Genomic DNA, 21,072 nt, shown 5'->3' with positions numbered 1-21,072 from the left:
CTTTCCGCTAAATGCCGTCGCGGTGACTATTGAATAGATTTCACTTGTGCAATTCAAGCCATTATTGGGATAGTAATCATTCTTAACTTGCCCCGTTGTTTCGATGGCGCCCGGCCTCAATTCGTGTGTTTTGGATGATTGTCAATGTTACAATGAGGAATCAAAAAACTTGCAGCTTTGCCCTGTCCGGCCGACACCGACTTTGTTCCACCCTTTATTCCACCAGCACCTTCCGACCCCGCGCGGGCGAGCCACGCACTGCAGTTCCCATTGGCCACCGCCTTGGCGCCCCCCACCAATCGAAAAAAGGGACTCACTTTGACTTCCATGATTTTTTACGAACGCCCGGCCGCACTCAACCGCGAGCGGCATCGCAATCTCAAACTTGACAACACCAGCGGCGATTTCTCCTTTGCCGGGCGTACCAATTCGATCCTGCTGGCGGTGACGGAAATGACCGAGGCTGCCAAGGATTACCCGATCGTATTCACCGGCAAGGAGGGCGGCCCGTTCACCCTGGCCGCGCTGGTCGGTCTGCGCGATAGTGAAAATCTGTTCGTGGGCGCGAATGGCGTCTGGCAGGAGGGCGTGTACCTTCCCGCCTTCGTCCGGCGCTATCCGTTCGTGCTGGCCGAGGCCGAAGGCGGGGGCGAGGACCTGACGGTCTGCATCGACGAATCGTACGCTGGGCTCAACACGGAGCGCGGCGACCCCTTGTTCGGCGAGGGCGGCGCCGAATCGCCGCTGTTGGAGGGCGCCGTCGCCTTCCTGACCTTGTTCCACACCGAGATGCAGCAGACAAGGCTGTTTGCGCAAACACTGTCCGATGCCGGCCTGCTCGATAGGAAATCGATCGAGGTCAACCGAGGTGGCCAGAAGCAGGTGCTCGAAGGAATCTTCGTCGTCGACCAGCAAAAACTGGCGGCGCTCGACGATGCGCAGGTGCTGGCACTGTTCCGCAGCGGCGCGCTGGTCGCGATCCACGCCCATCTTATGTCGCTGACCCACGTCGAACGGCTCGCGCAGCGCATGGACCAACGCATGCGCGCGCCGGCCAAGCCCGAAAGCGAGGCGGCCGCGCGCGGCGCTCCGGCCCAGCGGCCGGCCAAGGCGGGCAAGGGCGAACGGTCCGACAAGCGGGCATCGGCGCAGGCGCCCCCCCAGTAAGGCAGTGCCGTCCGGCCGCCCGAGATAGCTACCAAACCACATCGAATAACGATCACAGGGATAAATCATGACGCAATCAGCGAAAGTGAATCACGTTTCGGCGCAACCAACCATGCACTGGAATTCACGCTCGCCGCGTCATACCGCGATGGCGGTGGCGCTGATAACCGCCTTTGGCGGCGCCGCCGGAACTGCCCAAGCCGCAACGCCCCTGCCTCGCGTCGGCCTCGGCGGCCCCTCCCTGCAAGGCCAGGCCGGCAACCTGATCGTCCCGACCGGCGCCACCGCCACCGTGTTGAAGGTGAATAAAAATGTGACCGACATCACCACCGGCACCATCAAGGGCACGGTCGGGGTTAACGCTTTCTCGCACTTCCAGGTCGGCCAGAAAAATGTGGTCAACCTGCACATTCCAAGCGCCGCGACGGCGCTGCTCAACCTCGTCTATGACAGCCCGATCCTGATCAACGGCATCGTCAACGGCTACAAGGACGGCACCATCGGCGGCAACGTCATGTTCGCCAATCCGCACGGCATGATCGTCGGCGCCAGCGGCGTGCTCAACGTCGGCAGCCTGACCGTCGCCACCCCGACCCGCCAGTTCATGGACGGCGTGATCGGCACCGACGGCGAAGTCTCCTCGGTCGCGGTGACCCGCCTGCTGCAGGGCGAGGCCCCCAATTCGGCCGACGGCGTGATCCGCATCGACGGCCGCGTCAACGCCTTGCAATCGATCCGCCTGCGCGCGGCCCAGGTCGACATCGACGGCGCCCTCAAAGCCGGCGCCGACGTCGCCCACCAGGCCGCGTTCGCCGGTTCTGTCAACACCTCCGGCCTGCCGGCCGCCGGCGCGCTCGTAGAGCGCGGCGGCGTCATCGAAATCGTCGCCGACGGCGCCGCCACCCTGGCCGGCAGCATCGACGTCGCGCGCCGCGCCGGCGCCGGCGCCGGCGGCAGCGCCACCGTGTTCGGCGACAGCGTCGCGCTCGCGGCGGGCGCGCGCATCGACGCCGCCGGCACCGACGGCGGCGGCGCCATCAACCTCGGCACCATGGCCGGGGCCGACGGCGCGCGCGTCTATGCGCGCTCGCCACCGGTTCCGGCGGCACGGTGCTGGCCTGGGGAGAGCAAGGCAACCGCTTCTTCGGCGCCGTCAGCGCGCGCGGCGGCGCCTTGGCAGGCGACGGCGGCTTGGTCGAAGTGTCGGCCCGCGACGGCCTGCAATTCGACGGCCGCGTCGACACCTCGGCCGCGCACGGCCGGATGGGCATCTTGCTGCTCGACCCCGACAACATCAACATCGTCAACGACGCGGCCCAGGCCGGCGAGAACAAGCTCACCGTGGCCACGATCCAGGCCAACGGCAACACCAATTTCATCATCAAGGCCGACAAGAAGCTCACCGTCGGCGGCAGCGACGCCAGCGCTACCGATGTCGACCTGACCGCGAGCCTCACGAGCAACGCCAACACCGTCACCCTCGAAGGCGAGCAGGTCGACTTCAACGCCGGCTCCAAGCTGCGCACGGGCGGCGGCAATGTGCTCGTCAAGGGGCGCCAGATCACGCTCGGCGCCAACGCCGTGATCGACACCGCCACCGCGGCCGCGGCCGGCGCGGCGGGCAACGTAACGCTCGCGGCCAGCCACCACGATGTGCGCGCCGGCATGGGCGCGCGCAACGCCGACGCCAGAGTCGTCGTCGACGGCACCGTCAACGCCAACAACGTCACCCTGAGCGCGAGCGCCAAGGCCGAAAGCGACGCCAGCGGCGTGGCCGACGCGATCGTCAGCGATGCCGTCGGCACCCTCGGCGCCCTGCTCGGCTTCAGGTGGGCCGAGGGCGTCTCCAAAGCCAACGCCGCCGTCACGCTCGGCGGCACCGCCGTGCTGCGCGCCGCCGGCGACATCGAGATCGCCGCCACAGGCTCCCAAAAGGCCATGATCGACGTGCGCCAGGGCGACAGCCTCAATCCGCGCGCCAACACCGTCGCCGTGCACGGCAAGGTCGAGGGCGGCTCGCGCGCCCAGGTCGACAGCGGCGCGACCTTGTCCGCCGGCGGCAACCTGGCCGTCAAGGCGCTCAACACGAGCGAACTGAGCGTCAAGGGCAAGGTGTTCAGCTACACCGCCGACATCGGCGCCACCTTCGCCTACGGCGAAAGCAGCATCGACACCTCGGCCACGATCGCCGCCGGCGCCAAGCTGACCGTCGGCGGCGGGCTCGACGTGATCGGGCGCAGCAAGTCCGAGAACCTGGTGGAGGCCGTCAGCTCGGCCTGGGATGGCGGCAAGGCCGGGATCGGCGCGGCGATCAGCGATTTGCGCGACGACGCCGTCGCCACCCTCGGCGCCCATGTGAATACCTCGGGCAATGTCCGGGTGCAGGCCGAAAACCTGGTGAGCAAGAACTTCAACATGGCGGCAACCGAAACGGGCAGCGGGGTCGCCGCCAAGAACATCAATCCGGCCCTGATGATTCCCGCGCAGGGCGGCCAGCACGTGCTCACGACCGGCCAGAGCCTGATCATGAACCGGATCACAGGCGCGCTGCGCTCGGCCGATGCCGTCGCCGGCGGCGGCGGCTCGACCGAGACCACACTCAAGATCGGCGCCGCGCTGGCGCTGCTGAACGCCGATTTCAGCGCCAACGCCACGATCGCGCCGAACGCGGTCATCAACTCCGCCCAGGGCGACGTTGCCGTCTTCGCCAAGGTGGACGACCATCCGATCCACAACCTGGCGCAAAGCGCGGTCAGTTCGGCCACCAGCTCGTCCGAGGCGACCAGCACCGATCCGGCGGCCAAGTACAGCGCCAGCGCCGGCGTCGCGCTGGCCATCATCAAGCACGATGCGAACGCCTCGGTGGGGCGGGGCGCCAAGATCACCGCGCGGCGCATCGCCGTCGCCAGCGAGGTGCTGCAGCCGCTCGAGATCACCTGGCTCAAGTGGGACAGCTTCAGCGACGTGGCCCAGCGCATCTCGCCCAAGCTCGGCGTGCCCGAGCAGGTGCTCACCAGTTACGCCAACGCCAGCGGCGAGGCGGTCGACGGCGCCCTGGCCGGTTCGCTTAGCTGGTTCGATGTGCAAAACGACAGCCGGGCCTGGGTCGGCCAGGACGCGCAACTGACCAGCACCGCGCCCGCCGCCGCCGGCGCGCCGAACGTGGTGCTGCAGGACGACGCCGACGCCGGCAACAGCGGCGGCCTGGCCATCGCGCAGAACGTGAGCGTGCACGCGCGCAGCGCGATCGCCTCGGTCGACGTGGCGGGCAACCTCTCGGCCAAGATCATCACCGGCACCGGCGGCGGCGCCGACACCAAGGCCGTCGGCGGCGCCTTCAGCGGCGTGCGCTACCGCAACAGCACCATCGCCGGGATCGACGACGGCGCCATCGTGGGCGGCCCCGGCGGCGTCTCGGTGCTCGCCGAGAGCGACGACAAGGCGATCGTCATCTCGCCCTCGACCGGTTCCGGCGCCTCCATCAGCGGCAACGGCGCGGCCGCCTACATGCGCCTCGACAATGTCACCAAGGCGGCCGTGAGCAACCGCGCCACCGTCAACGCGGCCGTCCTGGACGTCAGCGCGCGCGAGTCGCTGGCCATCTGGAGCGTGGCCGGCGCCGTCAACCAAAGTTCGGAAACCTCGGTCGGGGTGAGCGTCGCCGTCAACGACCTCAAGGGCGACACCGCCGCGCTGATCGGCAATGTGGCCGGCCTGCGCGCCGACCCCGCCATCGCCAACCTGGGCGTGGCCGGCGCCATCAACGCCGGCACCGTGCACGTCGGCGCCGTCACCGACGGCCAGGCCAATGCCCTGGGAATCGCCGGCGCCATCGCCAAGAACGATCCGGCGCCCGCGGGCAAGGACGATCCGGCCAAATCGAGCGAGGCGCAAACCCAGGCCAAGACCGGCGGTGTGCTCACGTCCATGGGCAATGGCCTGGCCGCGGCCGGCGGCGCCATCTGGAACGTGGTGTCGCGCGCCAAGGCGGCCCAGGGCCAGGCCAGCGGCGGGGCCGCCCAACCGGACCAGCCGGAGTCGGCCGTCGCCCTGTCGGGCAGCGCCACCGTCAACCTGTCGAACCTGTCGACCTCGGCCACGATCACCGACAGCGGCGCGATCAGGGCGGCCACGCTGGCCGTCAACGCCGTCAACAACACCAACCTGATCGCCGCCAGCGGCGGCGCCTCCGTGGTCTCGGCCAAGGCCCCGAGCGTCGAGCGCAGCGCCGGCGTGGCCGGCGCGCTGGCCATCAACATCGAGGGCAACGACACCCGCGCCGCCATCGCCAACAGCGTCGTCACCGACTTCGACAGCGTCGCCGTCGACGCCTGGTCGTCCGGCCAGCACATCGCCATCGGCGTCGGCGTGGCCCTCAACAGCTCGACCGAGGACTCGCTCAGCGCGGCCGGTTCGGCCTCGGTGGTCCAGACCCGCAACACGACCGAGGCGTCGGTGCAGGACAGCGTCCTGACGGCCAAGGCGGCCAGCCCGGCCGGCAGCGTCAAGGTGCTCGCCTACGACCGCACCGACATCGGCATCGGCGGCGGCGCGCTCGGGCTCGGCGGCGCCACCGGCGCCGGCGTCGCGCTCGCCTACGGCGACATCGGCAACAGCGTCAAGGCCCGTCTCACCGGGACCACCGTCAACCACGCGGGCAGCCTGTCGGTGGCCGCCATCAGTCCGGTGCGCATCATGGCCGGCGCGGCCCAGGTGGCCGCGACCAACGGCAAGACCGCGGCCGGCGCCAGCGTCGCCGCCAACCTGGTCCACAACACCACCGACGCCTCGGTCGGCGCCTCGGCGCTCAACACCAGTTTGGTCGAGGCCGGCCAGGTCCTCGTGGTCGCCACCGACAGCCCGGCCGCCGAAGGCCTCGGCGGCATGCTCGGCGCCGCCTCGGGCGCGCTCGACAGCGCGGACCAGCGCGCCGCCCAGAACGTCTTCAATTTCAACCAGTCGGTGCTGCTCGGGCAGGGCGCGCCCGACGGATCGAGCATCGTGGCCGTGGCCGGCTCGGCCCAGGTCGGCAAATCGGCCTACGGCGCCGCGCTGACCTACAACGAGGTGGCCAACACGACCACCGCGCGCCTGACCGGCAGCGTCAAGGCCGAGGGCGGCGCGGGCAGCGTCAAGGTGCGCGCCGCCGACCGCGCCATTGTCATCGGCGTCGCGCTCGGGATCGCCGGGAGCAGCGGCGGCAACCTGGCCGGGGTCGGCTCGGGCACCGTCAACCTCGTCTCCAACACCACCTCGGCGCAACTGGGCGCCGCCGGCGCGGCCACGCAGGTCAGCGCCAAGCCGGCGCAGGCCGCCACGGGCGAGCTGGTCACGGTCAGCGCGCAGGGCGCCGGCACCATCTGGTCGGCCGCCGGTTCGGCCGCGGCGTCGGGCGGCGGCAGCAGCGGCGGCGCCGCGCTGGCCTACAACAAGAGCGACAACGACACCTCGGCGAAGATCGTCGACGCCGGCGTCGCCGCCGCCGACGGCGGCGTCAAGGTCGAGGCGCGCCACGCGAGCGCCCTGCACACGATCGCGGCGGCGGTCTCGTCCTCGACCGACAGCGCCGCGCTCTCCGGCTCGTACGCGCAAAACACGGTCGACGACAAGACCACCGCCGGCATCGCCGGCAGCACCGTCACGGCCGCCCGCCTGGACGTGGCCGCCGGCGACGCCGGCGGCGGCGCGCTGATCGAGGCGCTGTCGGGCTCGGCCGCGATGTCGACCAAGTCCGGCGCGGCCGGGGTCGGGATCTCGCTCAACACGGTGCACCTCAAGCACGCCGCCAACGTGGCCGGCAGCAAGCTCACGGTCGGCGGCGCGGCCGCCGTCACTGCCGCCACCCAGACCGAGATCAGCACCATCGCGATGGGCGTGGGCGGCGGCGACACCGTCGGCGTCGGCCTGTCCTCGACCACCAACATCATCGGCAACGACACGACCGCGCGCCTGACCGGCTCGAGCCTCAATGCGGACCCGGCCGGCGACCCCGGCGCCGCCGCCGGCACCCTGTCGATCAAGGCCGGCGACGACTCGACCATCAATTCGCTCGCCGGCGCGGTCGGCGTGGCCACCGGCGCCGGCGGCTCGCTCGGCGCCGCGATCGCGGTCAACCGGATCGACAACCAGGTCGACGCGGCCCTGCTCGGCGGCAAGCTAGGCGCCCTGGACGCGTCCGTGCGCGCCAAGAACGTGGTGCTCGACGCCCGTTCGCAACAGACCACCAACAGCATCGCGGTCGGCGTCGGCGTCGGCAACGGCAACGGCATCGCCGGCGGCGGCTCGATCGCCGTGAGCAAGTCCGGCAGCACCACCACGGCCCGCATCGACCAGAACGCGCTGGTGCGGGCGGCCAACAACGTCGGCGTGCTCGCCACCAACGAGAACAAGATGGCCAGCTTCGCCGGCGGCGTCGGCGTCTCGCGCGGCGGCGTCGGCGTCGGCCTGTCGACCTCGGTCAACGCGCTATCGGACAGCACCTCGGCCACCATCGGCGGCAACGATGTTGCCAATGCGCCCGCGACCACGGTCGACGCGCTCGCCGGCGACGCGGCCGACACCATCGACGTCGCCAGCGGCATGCTCGACCACAAGGTGTCGCTGCTCGACTCGCTCACGGCCTCTGCCAGCTTCACCCCGGCCAACTTGCGCGAGACGCGCCGCCAGGTCAGCGGGCTGGCGGTCAACGCGACCAGCCTCGAAACCATCAGCTCGGCCGCCGTCAGCGTCGGCGCCGGCAAGGAGGGTGCGGCCGCGGCCACCGTCGCCACCAACCTGATCGGCGGGTCCACCAAGGCCGAAATCCGCAATGCCCAGATCAACCAGTCGGGCGCGACCGCCGGCGCGGCGCAGGCGGTCGACGTCAAGGCCAGCACGCACGCGGCCAGCGCCAGCCTGGTGGGCACGCTCGCACTCTCGGGCGGCTATTCGGGCGGCATCGCGATCGACACCGAAGTGATGTCCGGCAGCACCAGCGCGCGCGTGATCGACAGCGATGTCAAGGCCAAGGCCAAGGTCGCGATCGAGGCGCGCGGCAGCGCCACCATCGGCGCCCTCGTGGCCGGCATTTCGGTCGGCAATTCGCTCGGCGGCGCCGGCACCGGCGTCATGGCCCAGATCAAGGGCAGCACCACGGCCCAACTGGCCGGCGGCAAGACCGAGGCCGGTTCGCTCAAGGTCGGCGCCGACAGCGCGCAGTCGGTCAACCTGATCGGCGGCGCGCTCGGCGCCGCCGCCAAGGTCGGCCTCGGCGCCGCCTTCGCGGTCATCGAATCGGGCCAGACCACGCGCGCGCTGGTCGGCGACGCCGACGCCGTGGCGCCCAAAAACACCGACATCACGACCGGCGGCGACGTCGACGTGGCCGCCAACACCAGCATGGACAACGCGATCTATGTTGCCTCGGCCGGGCTGGCGGGCAAGGTCGGGATCGGCCTGACGGCCGGCGTGATGATCAACGAAAACAAGACCGAGGCGCAGCTCGCGCGCGTGGGCACCGGTGCCAACGCCGGCCTCGCGGCGGGGGGCGCGCTGCGCGTGCACGCGGCCGAGACCGACAAGGCGTTCCAGGGCGCCGGCGCGGTCGGCGTCGGCGTCGCCGCCGCCGGCGTCGGCGCGACCGTCGCCGTCACCGTCACGCGCGCCCAGGTGCTCGCGCAGGTGGTCGACAGCAAGGCCAGCAGCGCGAGCCTGTCGGTCAAGGCCGACAACGCCCAAACCATCGACAGCAACGCGGTGTCGGTCGGGGCCGGCCTGTACGCCGGCGTCGGCGGCGCCGTCTCGCTGGTCCAACTCGGCTCGGCCGACGCCGGCGCCGGCAGCGGCGTCGGCACCGCGCTGGGCAACGTCCAGGGCCTGACCTCGAACAACAACACGGGCGACACCGGCGGCGCCCTCAGCGCGGCCGAGGTCGGCGCACTCGGCGCCGGCGCCAGCAGCGGGCTCGACGCCGGCGCCACGCTCAAGCTGGGCAAACGCAACAGCGCCACCGCCCGGGTCGGCAACAGCACGTTGGCGACCACGGGGCAGGGCGACGCCGAGGTGCTGGCCACGGCCACGACCAAGATCGGCAACATCGCCGGCTCGGCCGGCGTCGGCTTGGCCGGGGTCGGCGGTTCGGCCGCCGTCACCAGCGTCCACAATGGGGTCGAGGCGGGCGTGAGCGCGTCCACGCTCGACGTCAAGGGCAAGCTCGACGTGCACGCGGGCAGCGCCAACGGCAGCGGCGACGCGATCGACTCGACCGTCGTGGCAGGCGCGGCCGGCGCGGTCGGGCTCGGCGCGGCGGTCGGGCTGGCCACCCTCAACAACGAGGTGCTGGCCGGCGTCGGCGGCACCGTCAAGGTCGGCAGTGAATTGAGCATCAAGGCCGACGACAGCACCAGCATCGACGCCGAGGCGGTGGTCGTGGCCGCGGCCGCCGGGTCGGCCGTGGGCCTGTCGTACGTCGAGTCGCGCAAGCAGGGCAATGTGCGCGCCAGCTTCAACCCGGCCGGCACCAGCAGCGTGGCCGCCGACCAACTGACGATCGGCGCGACCGGCGCGGGCCGGGTCAAGGCCCAGACCGCGGTGGGCACCGGTGGCATCGGCGCCGCCGTGGGCGCCAACCACGCGCTCGCCGACGACAGCGTCAACGTCACAGCCGAGATCGGCGCCGGCGCAGTGGTGGCCGCGCGCGAGACCGGCGTGGCCGCGCAGCGCACCCCGGACACCTATGCCAAAACCTATTCGGTCGGCGTGTCCGGCGCCTACCAGGTCGGCGCTTCCGAATCCGAGGCCAAGGTGGCCGGCACGACGCGCGCCTCGGTCGGCGACGGGGTGCGCTTCGCGGGCGTGTTCGGCACCCCGGCCGCGCCCGTGTTCGGCACGCTCGACGTCAAGGCGCGCAACCTGGTCGACACCAACAGCGCCAAGGCCGAGGCCTTCGCCGCCGGCGGCGGCCTGTTGCTCGGCGCCAACGGCGCCGTCGCGCTGGCCCAGAACAACGCCGACGTGCGCGCCGCGGTCGGCAACGACGTGGTGCTGCCGATGAGCGACGTGAGCATCCTGGCCGACGCCAAATCGGCCCAGTACGCGCTCGCGAGCGGCATTTCGGTCGGCGCGGTCGGGCTCGGCGCCGACGTGGCCTCGGCCAGTTCGAACATCGACACCACGGCCAGCCTAGGTTCGGGCGCGATCAGCGCCGGCTACCTGCCGGCGGGCGGGCCGCTGCTCCAGCGCGGCGGCGATCTGACGATCAAGGCCAACGGCGACGCCGACAACCAGGCCACGGCGGTCGCCGGCGCCGGCGGCCTGCTGGCCGGCTCGGCCGCGGCCGCGCTGACGACCACTAAGGGCGGCGCCAACGCGAGCATCGCCGACGGCCCAGCCAAGAGCGTGGCCGTGCTCGACGCCAGCGGCAAGCTGGCGCTGGCGGCGTTGGGCGCCGGCGCCGCGGCGCCGGCGTTTTACACCGGCAAACTGGTGCTCGAGGCCAAACATAAAGCCCTGTTTTTCAGCAAGAGCGATTCGACCCAGGGCTCGGTGGCCGGCGGCAGCGGCGCCGACTCGCGCGGGGCGGTCGATTTCGGGGTCGGTGCGCGCATCGGCGCCGGCGCCAACATCGTCGCCCGCGACGTCGTTGTCGAGGCCGTCAACACGGTTCTCGAGAGCGGCAGCGGCGACAACGCCAGCGGCGTGAGCGGCGGGGCGGTCGCGGGCGCGGGCATGAGCAGCAGCAACGACATCAAGACCGCCAGCACGGCCGCGCTCGGCGACAACGCCAGCGTCACCGTCGCCGGCGACCCGCTCGGGACCGCGCCGGGCAACCTGCGCATCAACGCCGGCAACACGGTGGTGGCAACCGACAGTTCGACCGTCACCGCCGGCGGCGCCTTCACCGGCCTGACCTCCAAGTCGAGCACCAGCGTGGCGAGCACCAACACGGTCACGCTCGGCGCCGGCAGCAAACTGTACAGCGTCGGCGATCTCGAGCTGGGCACCTACAGCCAGGCCACCGTGGTCAACGACGCGTTCGCGCACGGCTACGGCCTGGCCGGCGGCGCCGGCGGAAGCGCCGTGACCGACATCAACGTCAACCAGAAGATCGACATCGGCAACAATGCGCAGCTCGACTCGTGGGGCAATATGCGCGTCACGGCGGGACAGGCCCAAAGCGCGCTGAACCAGAACTTCCTCTCGGCCAGGGCCGAGAACCAGGTCTATTTCGACGGCGCCTTCAACGGCACCGACCCGCACGCGCGCGCCCGCATCCACAACAACGGCGAGATCAATGTCGGCGCCGGCGCCCGACTCGACAGCGTGCGCAACATCGTGCTCGGCACCGTGGCCGGCGTGACGTCGGCCACCGCCACCGGCGTCGGCCACTACACCTTGCTCGGCGTCAAGTTGAAAAACTACGATGCCTCGACCGAGGACGACGGCACCCAGCGGCTGGCCATGAACGGCGCGGCGCGCGCCGGCACGCGCAACAACGTCGCGTTCGGCGTCGACGAACAAGGCAATGTGGTCCAGAATAACGTCGATTCCTGGTCCAAGAACGACGCCTACGATCCGGTCAAGGACGTCACCGAAAGCATCGGTGCGCTCCAAGCATTGTTGACGCCGGGCTTGGACAGTGAGGCCGCGGCTGACATCAACGCGCAGATCAAGGTGCTCACCGCGTTCAAGGACAGCCTCGCCACCCACGTTGCGGCCGGCCCGGTCAAGGCGGTCAAGGTCGGCCCGCTGCTCGCCGCGGCGGGCAACATCGAGGTCGACACCGGCGCCTTTTCGGGCAGCGGCACACTCGACGCCTTCGGCGGCCCGACCATCAAGCTGTCCAACGCCAGCGAGCGCTATCTACTGGTCGACCGGCTGCTGATTCCGAACGAATTGGGCGGCAACATCAAGTTCACCGGCACCGGCAAGCCGAGTGCGGCGTTCCAGGCGAACAATATCCACGAGGTCAACGCCAACGTAGCCGGCGCCATTTCGATCAGCAACACCTACGACAAGTCGATTCCGACCAATCTGGCGCCGGCGCCCGCGATCTTCCTGACCAAGGACATCGACAACGCCGGCGGCTCGCTGTACCTGTACAACGAATCGGGCGACCTTGGCCAGTTCGGTGCCGTCAGGGTCAACAGCCAGAGCGTGCTGATCCGCAACGGCTCGTATTTCGTCAACACCCCGGGCGTCGATTATTTCGTCAACGGCGCCCCGTACACCCAATTCGTCTCTAGTTCGGGCCGGATATTCGAGCTCTCCCACTTCTTTCAATTTAAAGACCACAAGTTCGGCGGAATGGCTTTGCCGGGCGGCTCGGAACCGACCAATGACAGCACGATGTCATCGAACGTCAACGGCGGCCACGGCGTGCCGAAATCGGCGGACGAGGCGGTCTTGTACGTTGCCAATTTTTTCGCGAAGGACTACCTGAAATACACCGGCGCGCAGCCGCTGGGCACGTTCCTGTCGGGCGGACCCAAGCAGTTCCCTGACCAGATCGCGGGCGGCACCGGCTGGATGTTCTTCTATCCAGGCAACGGCTACCTCGAAAACGGCGGCCATGCTTCGCAGGCGTGGCGGGACCAGAACGGCGGCGACACCAATTTCTACGATTGCCGCTGTGGCCACACGGCGCGCTACTCGTTTCCCTCGATCGGGGAGCGCAAATTGAGCAATTCGGTGGAGGCGCCGATGCGGGCGCCCAACGCCCCGCCGGCCAACAGCGTCAAGGTCGGCACCTCGGCCATCATCGTGGCCAAGACCATCGACATCAACGGCGGCATCCAGGCCGGCCTGTCGAGCGATTTTTCGGTCAACATCGCGCCCACCAAGATCGTTGTCGGCTTCGACGCGCAGACCAATCCGATCTTGCGCGACATGATCTCTTGCATCGACGATGCCGCCTGCCGCCCGTTCGCCGCCACCTATTTGCGCAGCAACGGGATGTACAAGTATCCTGGCACCTCGCGCATCAACGCCGGCGACACCCTGGTCGATGTGTATTACGATCCCAACGCCAAACAGCTGGTGCTGCAGAACATCTCCGGCGGCGGCAGCGGGTATGTCAGCCTGCACGGCGCCCTCATCAACACCAACTCCGGCGTCGGCGGCAGCGGCAGCGGCAGCGGCATCAATGTCAGCAACGGCTACGCCCAGGTCAAGGTCAACAACACCACCGGCATCGTGCTGCAGACGAGCGACGTCAACACCGGCAACGGCAACGTGGGCGTGATCGAGATCACCGACACCTTGCGCAAGCCCAATGGCAGGCCGATGACGACCTGGTATGTGAACAAGCTGGGCGAAGGAACACGCACCTACCAAAGCGACACGGCCAGCGATTTCACCGGCCTGAGCCCGATTTCTTTGAATACCAGCAACACGACCGGCTATCAACCCGTGGCGGGCACGCGCTACTACTGGCGCTACGACGCCGATCTGGCACGCTCGTTCAATTTCAACCAGGTCGACTGGAACACCGCGTCGACCACCCCGTGGCGCTGGCAAAGTGCCGGCTCGACCAATGGCAACGACACGCCGGGCCAGTTCTGGACGCGCACGACTTCGGTTGGGAACGATCTCGGCCTGGTCAACACCGCGTTCCGCCAGGATATCTCCGGCAGCGTGACCGGTTATTACCCGAATTTCATCAGCTACGAATACAACGGCCTGTGGAACTGGAACTGGAACGTCGTCACCAACGTCCACATCACCTCGAACCATAGCGTCAAGGCCGATTATCCGATCGCGATCGGGTTCACGGGCGGACGCGAGGCCGGCGTGGTCGGCGTCAATTCGAATGCGTCGATCGTGCTGGGCGGCAGTATCCAGAACATCAGCGGCAACACCCAGCTCGGCGCCAGCGGCACCGGTTCGACCATCAAGGGCCTGGCCACCGGATCGGTCCAGTCGCAATCGCTGTCGCTGTCGGCCGACGCCGGAATCGGCACCCTCGACTCGCCATTGAACGTGACCTTCACCAATCCGGCCGGCGCCGCGCCGCTGCGCAACACGCTCTCGGCCACCACCCGCACCGGCGCCATTGGGCTGTCGCTGCAAGGCGCCGACGCGATCCTGTCGGCCGTCAAGACCGACGCCAACAGCGATGTCTTGCTGCACAGCTACGGCAGCATCTCGGGCGACAGCGCCGCGCCGGGCCCGATCGTGGTGGGCCGCAACCTGCGCTTCGTCAGCGAAAACGGCGCCGTCGGCAGCACCGCCAGGCCGCTCGCCATTTCGGCCCTGTCGACCACCACCGCCGGCGGCGCCGCCAGCGGCGGCATCGTCGACGCCACCGCCTATGGCGACATCGGCCTGCACCAGCTCGGTGGCGATATGTACATCGGCCATGTCAGCACCACGGCCAATGTCAATCTGACGGCCGACGGCAGCCTGCTCGACGGTCGCGCCATCGACAGCAAGGACCGCAGCGCCGAGCTCGAAGCGCTGTGGGCCAAGCGCAACATGAAGGGCGGCGCGGCTGACTCCGACAGCAAGGCCTTCGAAAATTCGGTCAACGGCCAGTACCGCAACTACTGGAACCTGATGAGCCTGGGCAGCGCCGGCGCCGACGGCGTGTTCACCCTCAACGCGCAGGGCATGGCCGCGTTGCAGGGACAGGCCGACGCCAGCGTCGCCCGCACCGCGACCGCGGCCGAAGTGCAGGCGTACGCGCAGACGCGCTACCTCGCGTTGACCACCGGCCTGCGCGACGCCGGCGTGGGAAATCTGCAAAGCGCGGGCGACTACTGGAGCCTGATGGCGCTCGGCGGCACCGACGGCGCCGGAAAATTCACCCTCGGCGCCGGCGGCGTCGCCGCCCTGCAGGCGCAGGCCGACGCCAGCGTCAACGGCACGGCCACGCCGGCCGAGGTGGCACTGTTCGCGCAGCAGCGCTACGACGCCCTGTCGCCGCAGGAGGCAATCAATTTCAAGACCAGCACCACGCAACTGGCGGCCATGAACGCAGGCCGCTACTGGACCTCGGACGCCTTGCTGTACCAGATCAACGACGCGGCCCTGCAGCCGGCCAGCAGCGTCATTACGGCGGTGACGGACACCAACATCTCCGGCGCCAACGTGACGCTCGTTTCGAACGGCAGGAACATCGGCGCCCTCGGCACCCCGGTCGCTTTCGACATGTCGGGCGGCCTGACCGACAGCGCCCTGACCGGCGCCCAGAAGGCCGCGCTGGCGTCGGCCAATTCGGCCGGCGACGTGATCAACCAGGTCTACCAACGCGGCGGCGTGATCGACGCCGGCTGTTCGGCCGCGCTGGCCGACTGCAAGCTCACTTCATTCGACATCAAACAGACCACGCCGCTCACGCTCAAGGCCGACGGCGCCCTGGCGGCCGTTGCCTTGAACGGCAATATCCGGATCCAGGCGCAGGGCGTATTGCCCGTGGCGCATCTCGAAGCGGGCGGCGACGTCAGCGTCATCAGCGAACGGGGCATGCGCAATGTCGCCGAGGCCGGGCGCCCGGCGATCATCTCGGGCGGCAACTTGGTGCTGCAAAACGGCAGCGGCTCGATCGGCGACGCGGCCCGCTTCATGACGCTCTCGGGCGGCGGCGTGATCGAGTCGGCGCGCAGCGGCGACGCCGTTGGCGGCGACATCTACCTGGAGGCGCTGACGGGCAACCTGGCCTTCAACAATCTGTACGCGACCAACATTCTTTCGCTCAAGGCCAGCTCGCAGTTCGCCGGCCAGGGCAATGTCTACAGCACCAACGTGATCGGCGGCCAGATGGCGCCCTCGCTGGCCGCGCGCGCGCTCGTGTTGGACACGACCGGCAGCGTGTACCAGGTCGACACGGCTTCACCGCTGCTCACCCGGTTGGTGGCGGACACGGGCAGCGGCCTCGGCGCGGGCACTGTCAGCGGCGTGGTGCGCGGCGCGCTCAATCTGTCCAACGCGACCACCTTGCGGCTCGATAATCTGCGTGTCGACGGCAAGGCCAGCATCACCGCGCAGAGCGGCAATCTCGCGCTCGCCAGCGTGACCGGCCCGGACCTGAACCTGTCGGCCACGGCCGGCAAGATCGTCGGCGCGCCTTCCACGTCCGGCGCCAGCGCCCATGTCACCTCGGGCGGCACCGTCACGTTCAACGGCGGCGCGCAAGCGGCGTCGGCGGCCGGCAGCGGCACCGGCATCGGCGTCAGCGCGGCCGAGCGGCTGGTCGTGGCGGCCAACGCGCTCGACGCGACGACCGCCTCGGGCGACATCTTTGTCGGCCTGGTCGGCGGCGCCGGCCCCGACACCTCGGTGCGGATCGCCAGCGTGCCGGGCAGCACGATCGACCTCAGTTCGGCGACCAACTTCACGGCCACCAGCATCGTATCGGGCAAAGGCAGCGCCAGCGGCACCGCGCTCGACACGGGCAGCGACATCAAGCTGGCCACCACCGGCAGCGCGCTCATGACCATGGGCAACATCGACGCCGGCCGTGATTTGTACCTGAGCACGGTAGACGGCAGCTTCACGAGCGCGCCCGGCAGCACGGTCGCCGTCACGCGCGACCTGCACCTGACCATGACCGGCAAAGGCACCTTAACCGATTCGGCCGCTGCTGGCGGCGGATCGACCGCAGCCATCACGGCAGGACGCGATATCTTCATGAACGCCGCCGCGCTCAATCTCGGCAACGTCGCGGCGGTGGGCGGCATCAACTTAACCGCGCGCAACGGCGACATCACGTTTGCCAACCTGACCGCGAACGGCGCCGACGTGGTCGCGAGCGCCGGCGGCGACATCGTCGGCATGGGCAACGGCAAGCTCAGTGCAAAGCGCGACGCCAAGCTCGGCGCGCGCAACATCACCTTGAACAACCTCAGCGTCGGAAACGACGCGTTCATGACGCTCAACGGTGGCCAACTGGCGGCCGTGGCCGGCAGCGTGGTCGACGTCAAGCGCGACCTGCATGTCCTGGCGACTGGCGGCGTCACGCTGACCGACGCCAAGATCGCCGGCCTTGTCGCGGGGCGCGACCTCTACCTCGACGCAGCCGCACTGAGCCTGGACAATGTCAAGGCCACCCGCAGCCTGGTGCTCAACGCCAGTGGCGGCGACATCGACTACACCACGCTCAATGCCGATGGCGGCGACGTGCAAGCCGTAGCGACGGGCAATATCAACGGCGCCGCGAACGGGCAGTTGCGCGCCGCCGGCGCTGTCGCGCTCAGCGCCGCCAACATCACGGTGGCCGGCGTGCAGGCCGGCACGAACGTGGCGCTGACCACGGGCGGCGACGCTGCCTACGCGACGGTCAATGCAGGCAACGACGTGCAGGCAAGCGTGGCAGGCACATTGAAGGGTGGCGCGGGCGGCCTGCTGCAGGCCGGCGGCAATGCGACGCTCCAAGCGGGCGCGCTCAACGTCGATCGCATGCTGGTCGGCGGCAACGCCACCGTGTCGACCACGACAGGCGGCCTGGTCGGCGGTACGCTGCAAGCTGGCACCATCGCGCTTAACGCGATGACCGGCCTTACGCTCAACAGCCTGACGAGCACTGGAGCGGCAACACTCAACGCGGGCACAGATGCTGGAATCGGTACGCTGGAGGTTGGATCTGATCTGACGGCAACGGCAGGTGGCTTGATCAAGTTGGACAACGGCACGGTCACGGGAAAAATGCTGTCGTCCAGCGCCTCGCTTGGGCTGGGCAACGTGCGCGTCCAGGGTGATGGCAAGCTGGACACGACCGGACAAATGCAAGCGGTCAACTTGACGGTCGATGGCAGTCTGCAAGCGACCGCCGGCGCGGACATGCATCTGGCAACGGCCACTGTTGGCGGCGACGCCAGCCTGTCCGGCGCGGCACTGACGCTCGACAATGTGCAAGTCGGCCGCGACATGACGCTCGCTTCGAGCGGCAACACCGCCTACGTCACGCTCCAAGCCGGCAACAATGTGCTGGCGAATGTGGCGGGGACATTGACGGGTAGCGCGGGCAGCCTGCTGCAAGCGGGCGGCGACGCGACAGTTCTGGCCGGCGCGCAAGCGTTCGACCGCGTGCTCGTCGGCGGCAACGCCAACCTCACGACCACGACCGGCGGTCTGGTAGGCGCTTCGCTGCAAGCTGCTAGCATCGCGGCCGACACAAAGACCAATCTCGCGATCGACGCATTGTCAAGCACCGGACTGACAACCTTGAACGCCGGCACGGATGCGAGCATCGGTACGCTGGCAGTCGGATCTGATCTGGCGGCGACGGCGGGCGGCATGTTCAGGTTGGACCAAGGCACGGTCGCCGGCAGAATGCAGTCGTCCAGCGCCTCGCTGGCGCTGGGCACGATACGCGTCCAGGGTGATGGCAAGCTGGACACGACCGGACAAATGCAAGCGGCCAACTTGACGGTCGACGGCAGTCTGCAAGCGACTGCCGGCGCGGACATGCATTTGGCAACGGCCACTGTTGGCGGCGATGCCAGCTTGTCCGGCGCGGCACTGACGCTCGACAACGTTCAGGCCGGCCGCGACATGACGCTCGCGTCGAGCGGCAATACCGCCTACGGCACGCTCAAAGCCGGCAAAAATATGCTGGCGAATGTGGCGGGGACCTTGACCGGTAGCGCGGGCGGCCTGCTGCAAGCGGGCGGCAATGCGACGCTCGGGGCGGGGGCTGTGGCCTTCGACCGCATGCTGGTCGGTGGTAACGCGAGCGTGGCGACCACGACCGGTGGTCTGGTTGGCAACACGCTGCAAGCTTCAAACGCCGCGCTGGCCGTGAAGGCCGATCTGCAACTGCAGAACCTGAGCACGTCAGTCGCGGCGCAAGTCAAGACAGGGCAGGCGCTCGTGATCGGCAACCTGACGAGCACCGGTCCGGTCACACTCGACGCCGGCACCGATGGCAGCATCGGCGCAGTGGCGGTCGGCAACGCCGCGATGGCATCGGACATGGCCGCGACGGCGGTCGGGCTGCTGCGGATGGACAGCGGCGACATCTGGGGCCGGCTGCAGTCGGCGAGCGACACGCTCGAGCTGGGCACGGTGCGCGTGCATGGCAATGCCAAGCTGGCCACCGCCAACCAGATGCAGGCGACCCGCCTTACCGTCGATGGCAATCTGCAGGCGACTGCCGGTGGCGCCATGCATTTGGCCCAGGCGGGCGTTGGCGGCGACGCCAGCCTGACGGGCGCGTCGCTGACGTTCGGCGAGGTGCAAGCCGGCCACGACTTGACGCTCGCCACTGGCGGCAACGCCACATACGCGACGCTCAAAGCCGGCAGCGACTTGCTGGCGAACGTCGAGGGGACATTGTCGGGAAGCGCGGGCAGCCTGTTGAAAGCGGGCGGCAACGCGACGATCCGGGCCGGAGCGCAGGCCTTCGACCGCATGCTGGCCGGTGGTAACGCCAACGTGACGACCACGACCGGCGCAATGGTCGGCGGTTCGCTGCAAGCGTTGAATGCCGCGCTTGACGTGAAGACCGATCTGCATCTGCAGACCATCGGCACGACGGACGCGACGCGGCTCAAGACAGGGCATGCGCTCACGATCGGCAGCACGACGAGCGCCGGTCCGCTCACATTGGACGCCGGCACCGATGGCAGGATTGGCATGGTGGCGGTCGGCAACGCCGCGAAGGCATCCGATATGGCGGCGACCGCGGGCGGCCTGCTCCAGATGGGCAGCGGCGACATATGGGGCCAGCTGCAGTCCTCGAGCGATACGCTCGAGCTGGGCACGGTGCGCGTCCATGGCAATGCCAAGCTGGCCACCACCGGCCGGATGCAGGCGACCCGGCTGGCGGTCGACGGCGATTTGCGGGCGACTGCCGGCGCCGAGATGCAGCTGGCAACGGCGAGCGTCGGCGGCGACGCCAGCCTGACCGGTGCGTCGCTGGCGCTCGGCGAGGTGCAAGCCGGCCACGACCTGACCCTCAACGCCCTGCGCGGCGATCTCGCCTACGCCAAGCTCACAAGCGGCAACGATGTCATGGCGACCGTGGCGGGGACGATGACTGGCGGCCTGCTCACTTCCGGGCGTGACGTCCGGATCTCCGCGCGCGGCGTCAATGTTGATCAGATTCTCGCGGCGCGTGACGGCAATGTCGTGACGACCGGAGATATTGCGAGCCGTTCCATTATTGTTGGCAATAATCTGACCCTGGACGCTGGCGGTTCGATCACCGCCGCCGGCATCACGGCGGGCAACGCGCTGACCATGACGGCGGGAAAGGGGATCGACATCGGCGCCATCTCCGCGGCCGCGCTGACCACCAGCACGCCTGGCACTATCAAGTTCGATGACATGGTCGTGGCGGGCCAGGTGAACCTTGCCGCCGACAGGATCGAGGCGGACCTGCGCTACATCGGCCCCGGATCGCTGGCGTTCGACGTCAGCGGTTACCAGGGCGGCTTTGCGAGCAGTGTCGACCTGCGGATCGACGCCCCATACGGCCTGCTGTTCCCGACCTTCCGGGCCAAGGCCGCCACGGTGAGCTCGACCTCGCATTCGAACCGGATCGACAAGGGCTATGTGACCGGCACGCTCCACTTCATCACCCCGACAGGCAGCATGATGATGAACAATGTCAACCCGACTTCGGTGGCCGGCGCGGCGGTGCAACTGTATCAACCCGGTTTCGCGTTCTCGTTGACGCAGGACGGCATCCACTACACGACGGACGCGTACGTCACGCAGTACGCGCCGCACGTGCGGACCAAGTTGTTCAATTATCAGGAGAACCGCCTCCCAATCGGCATCCCGGTATGGGCCATCAGCGCCGCCCGCGACGCCGACCGCTATTCGATCGCCGGCCCCATATTGCGCTTGTCCGGCGCGCCTTTGCCTGCCCGGCGCGCGGCCGAGCCCGAGACGGTGCTCGATGTGCCGGCCGACGGCGACACCATCAATTTGAACGACACGGTCGGCCAGGCGCAAGCTAGCGACACCTTTATTGGAAATTAA

Annotated in this window: 3 protein-coding genes; all 3 read left to right on the top strand. The window is 69.0% G+C overall.

Going from position 1 to position 21,072, the window contains the following annotated elements:
* The first annotated feature begins 327 nt into the window (after positions 1 to 327).
* The 3 genes from C7C56_RS12550 to C7C56_RS12540 all read left to right on the top strand — a co-directional run bounded on the left by C7C56_RS12550 (position 328) and on the right by C7C56_RS12540 (position 21,072).
* Positions 328 to 1,167 carry a SapC family protein gene (locus tag C7C56_RS12550; RefSeq protein ID WP_229458739.1) on the top strand — a complete coding sequence of 280 codons (840 nt, stop codon included), beginning with the start codon at positions 328 to 330 and terminating at the stop codon, positions 1,165 to 1,167.
* 112 nt (positions 1,168 to 1,279) lie between these two features.
* Entirely contained in the window at positions 1,280 to 2,611 is a 1,332-nt protein-coding gene (locus C7C56_RS29860; protein ID WP_229458738.1) for a leukotoxin LktA family filamentous adhesin, read from the top strand.
* Positions 2,612 to 2,832: 221 nt separating this feature from the next.
* Entirely contained in the window at positions 2,833 to 21,072 is an 18,240-nt protein-coding gene (locus C7C56_RS12540) for a beta strand repeat-containing protein (RefSeq protein ID WP_307719045.1), read from the top strand.

Source organism: Massilia glaciei (assembly GCF_003011895.2).
GTDB classification, from domain to species: Bacteria; Pseudomonadota; Gammaproteobacteria; order Burkholderiales; family Burkholderiaceae_D; genus Telluria_A; species Telluria_A glaciei.
The sequence above is the reverse complement of the archived record's forward strand: the minus strand, read 5'-3'. Positions and strand labels throughout refer to the sequence as shown.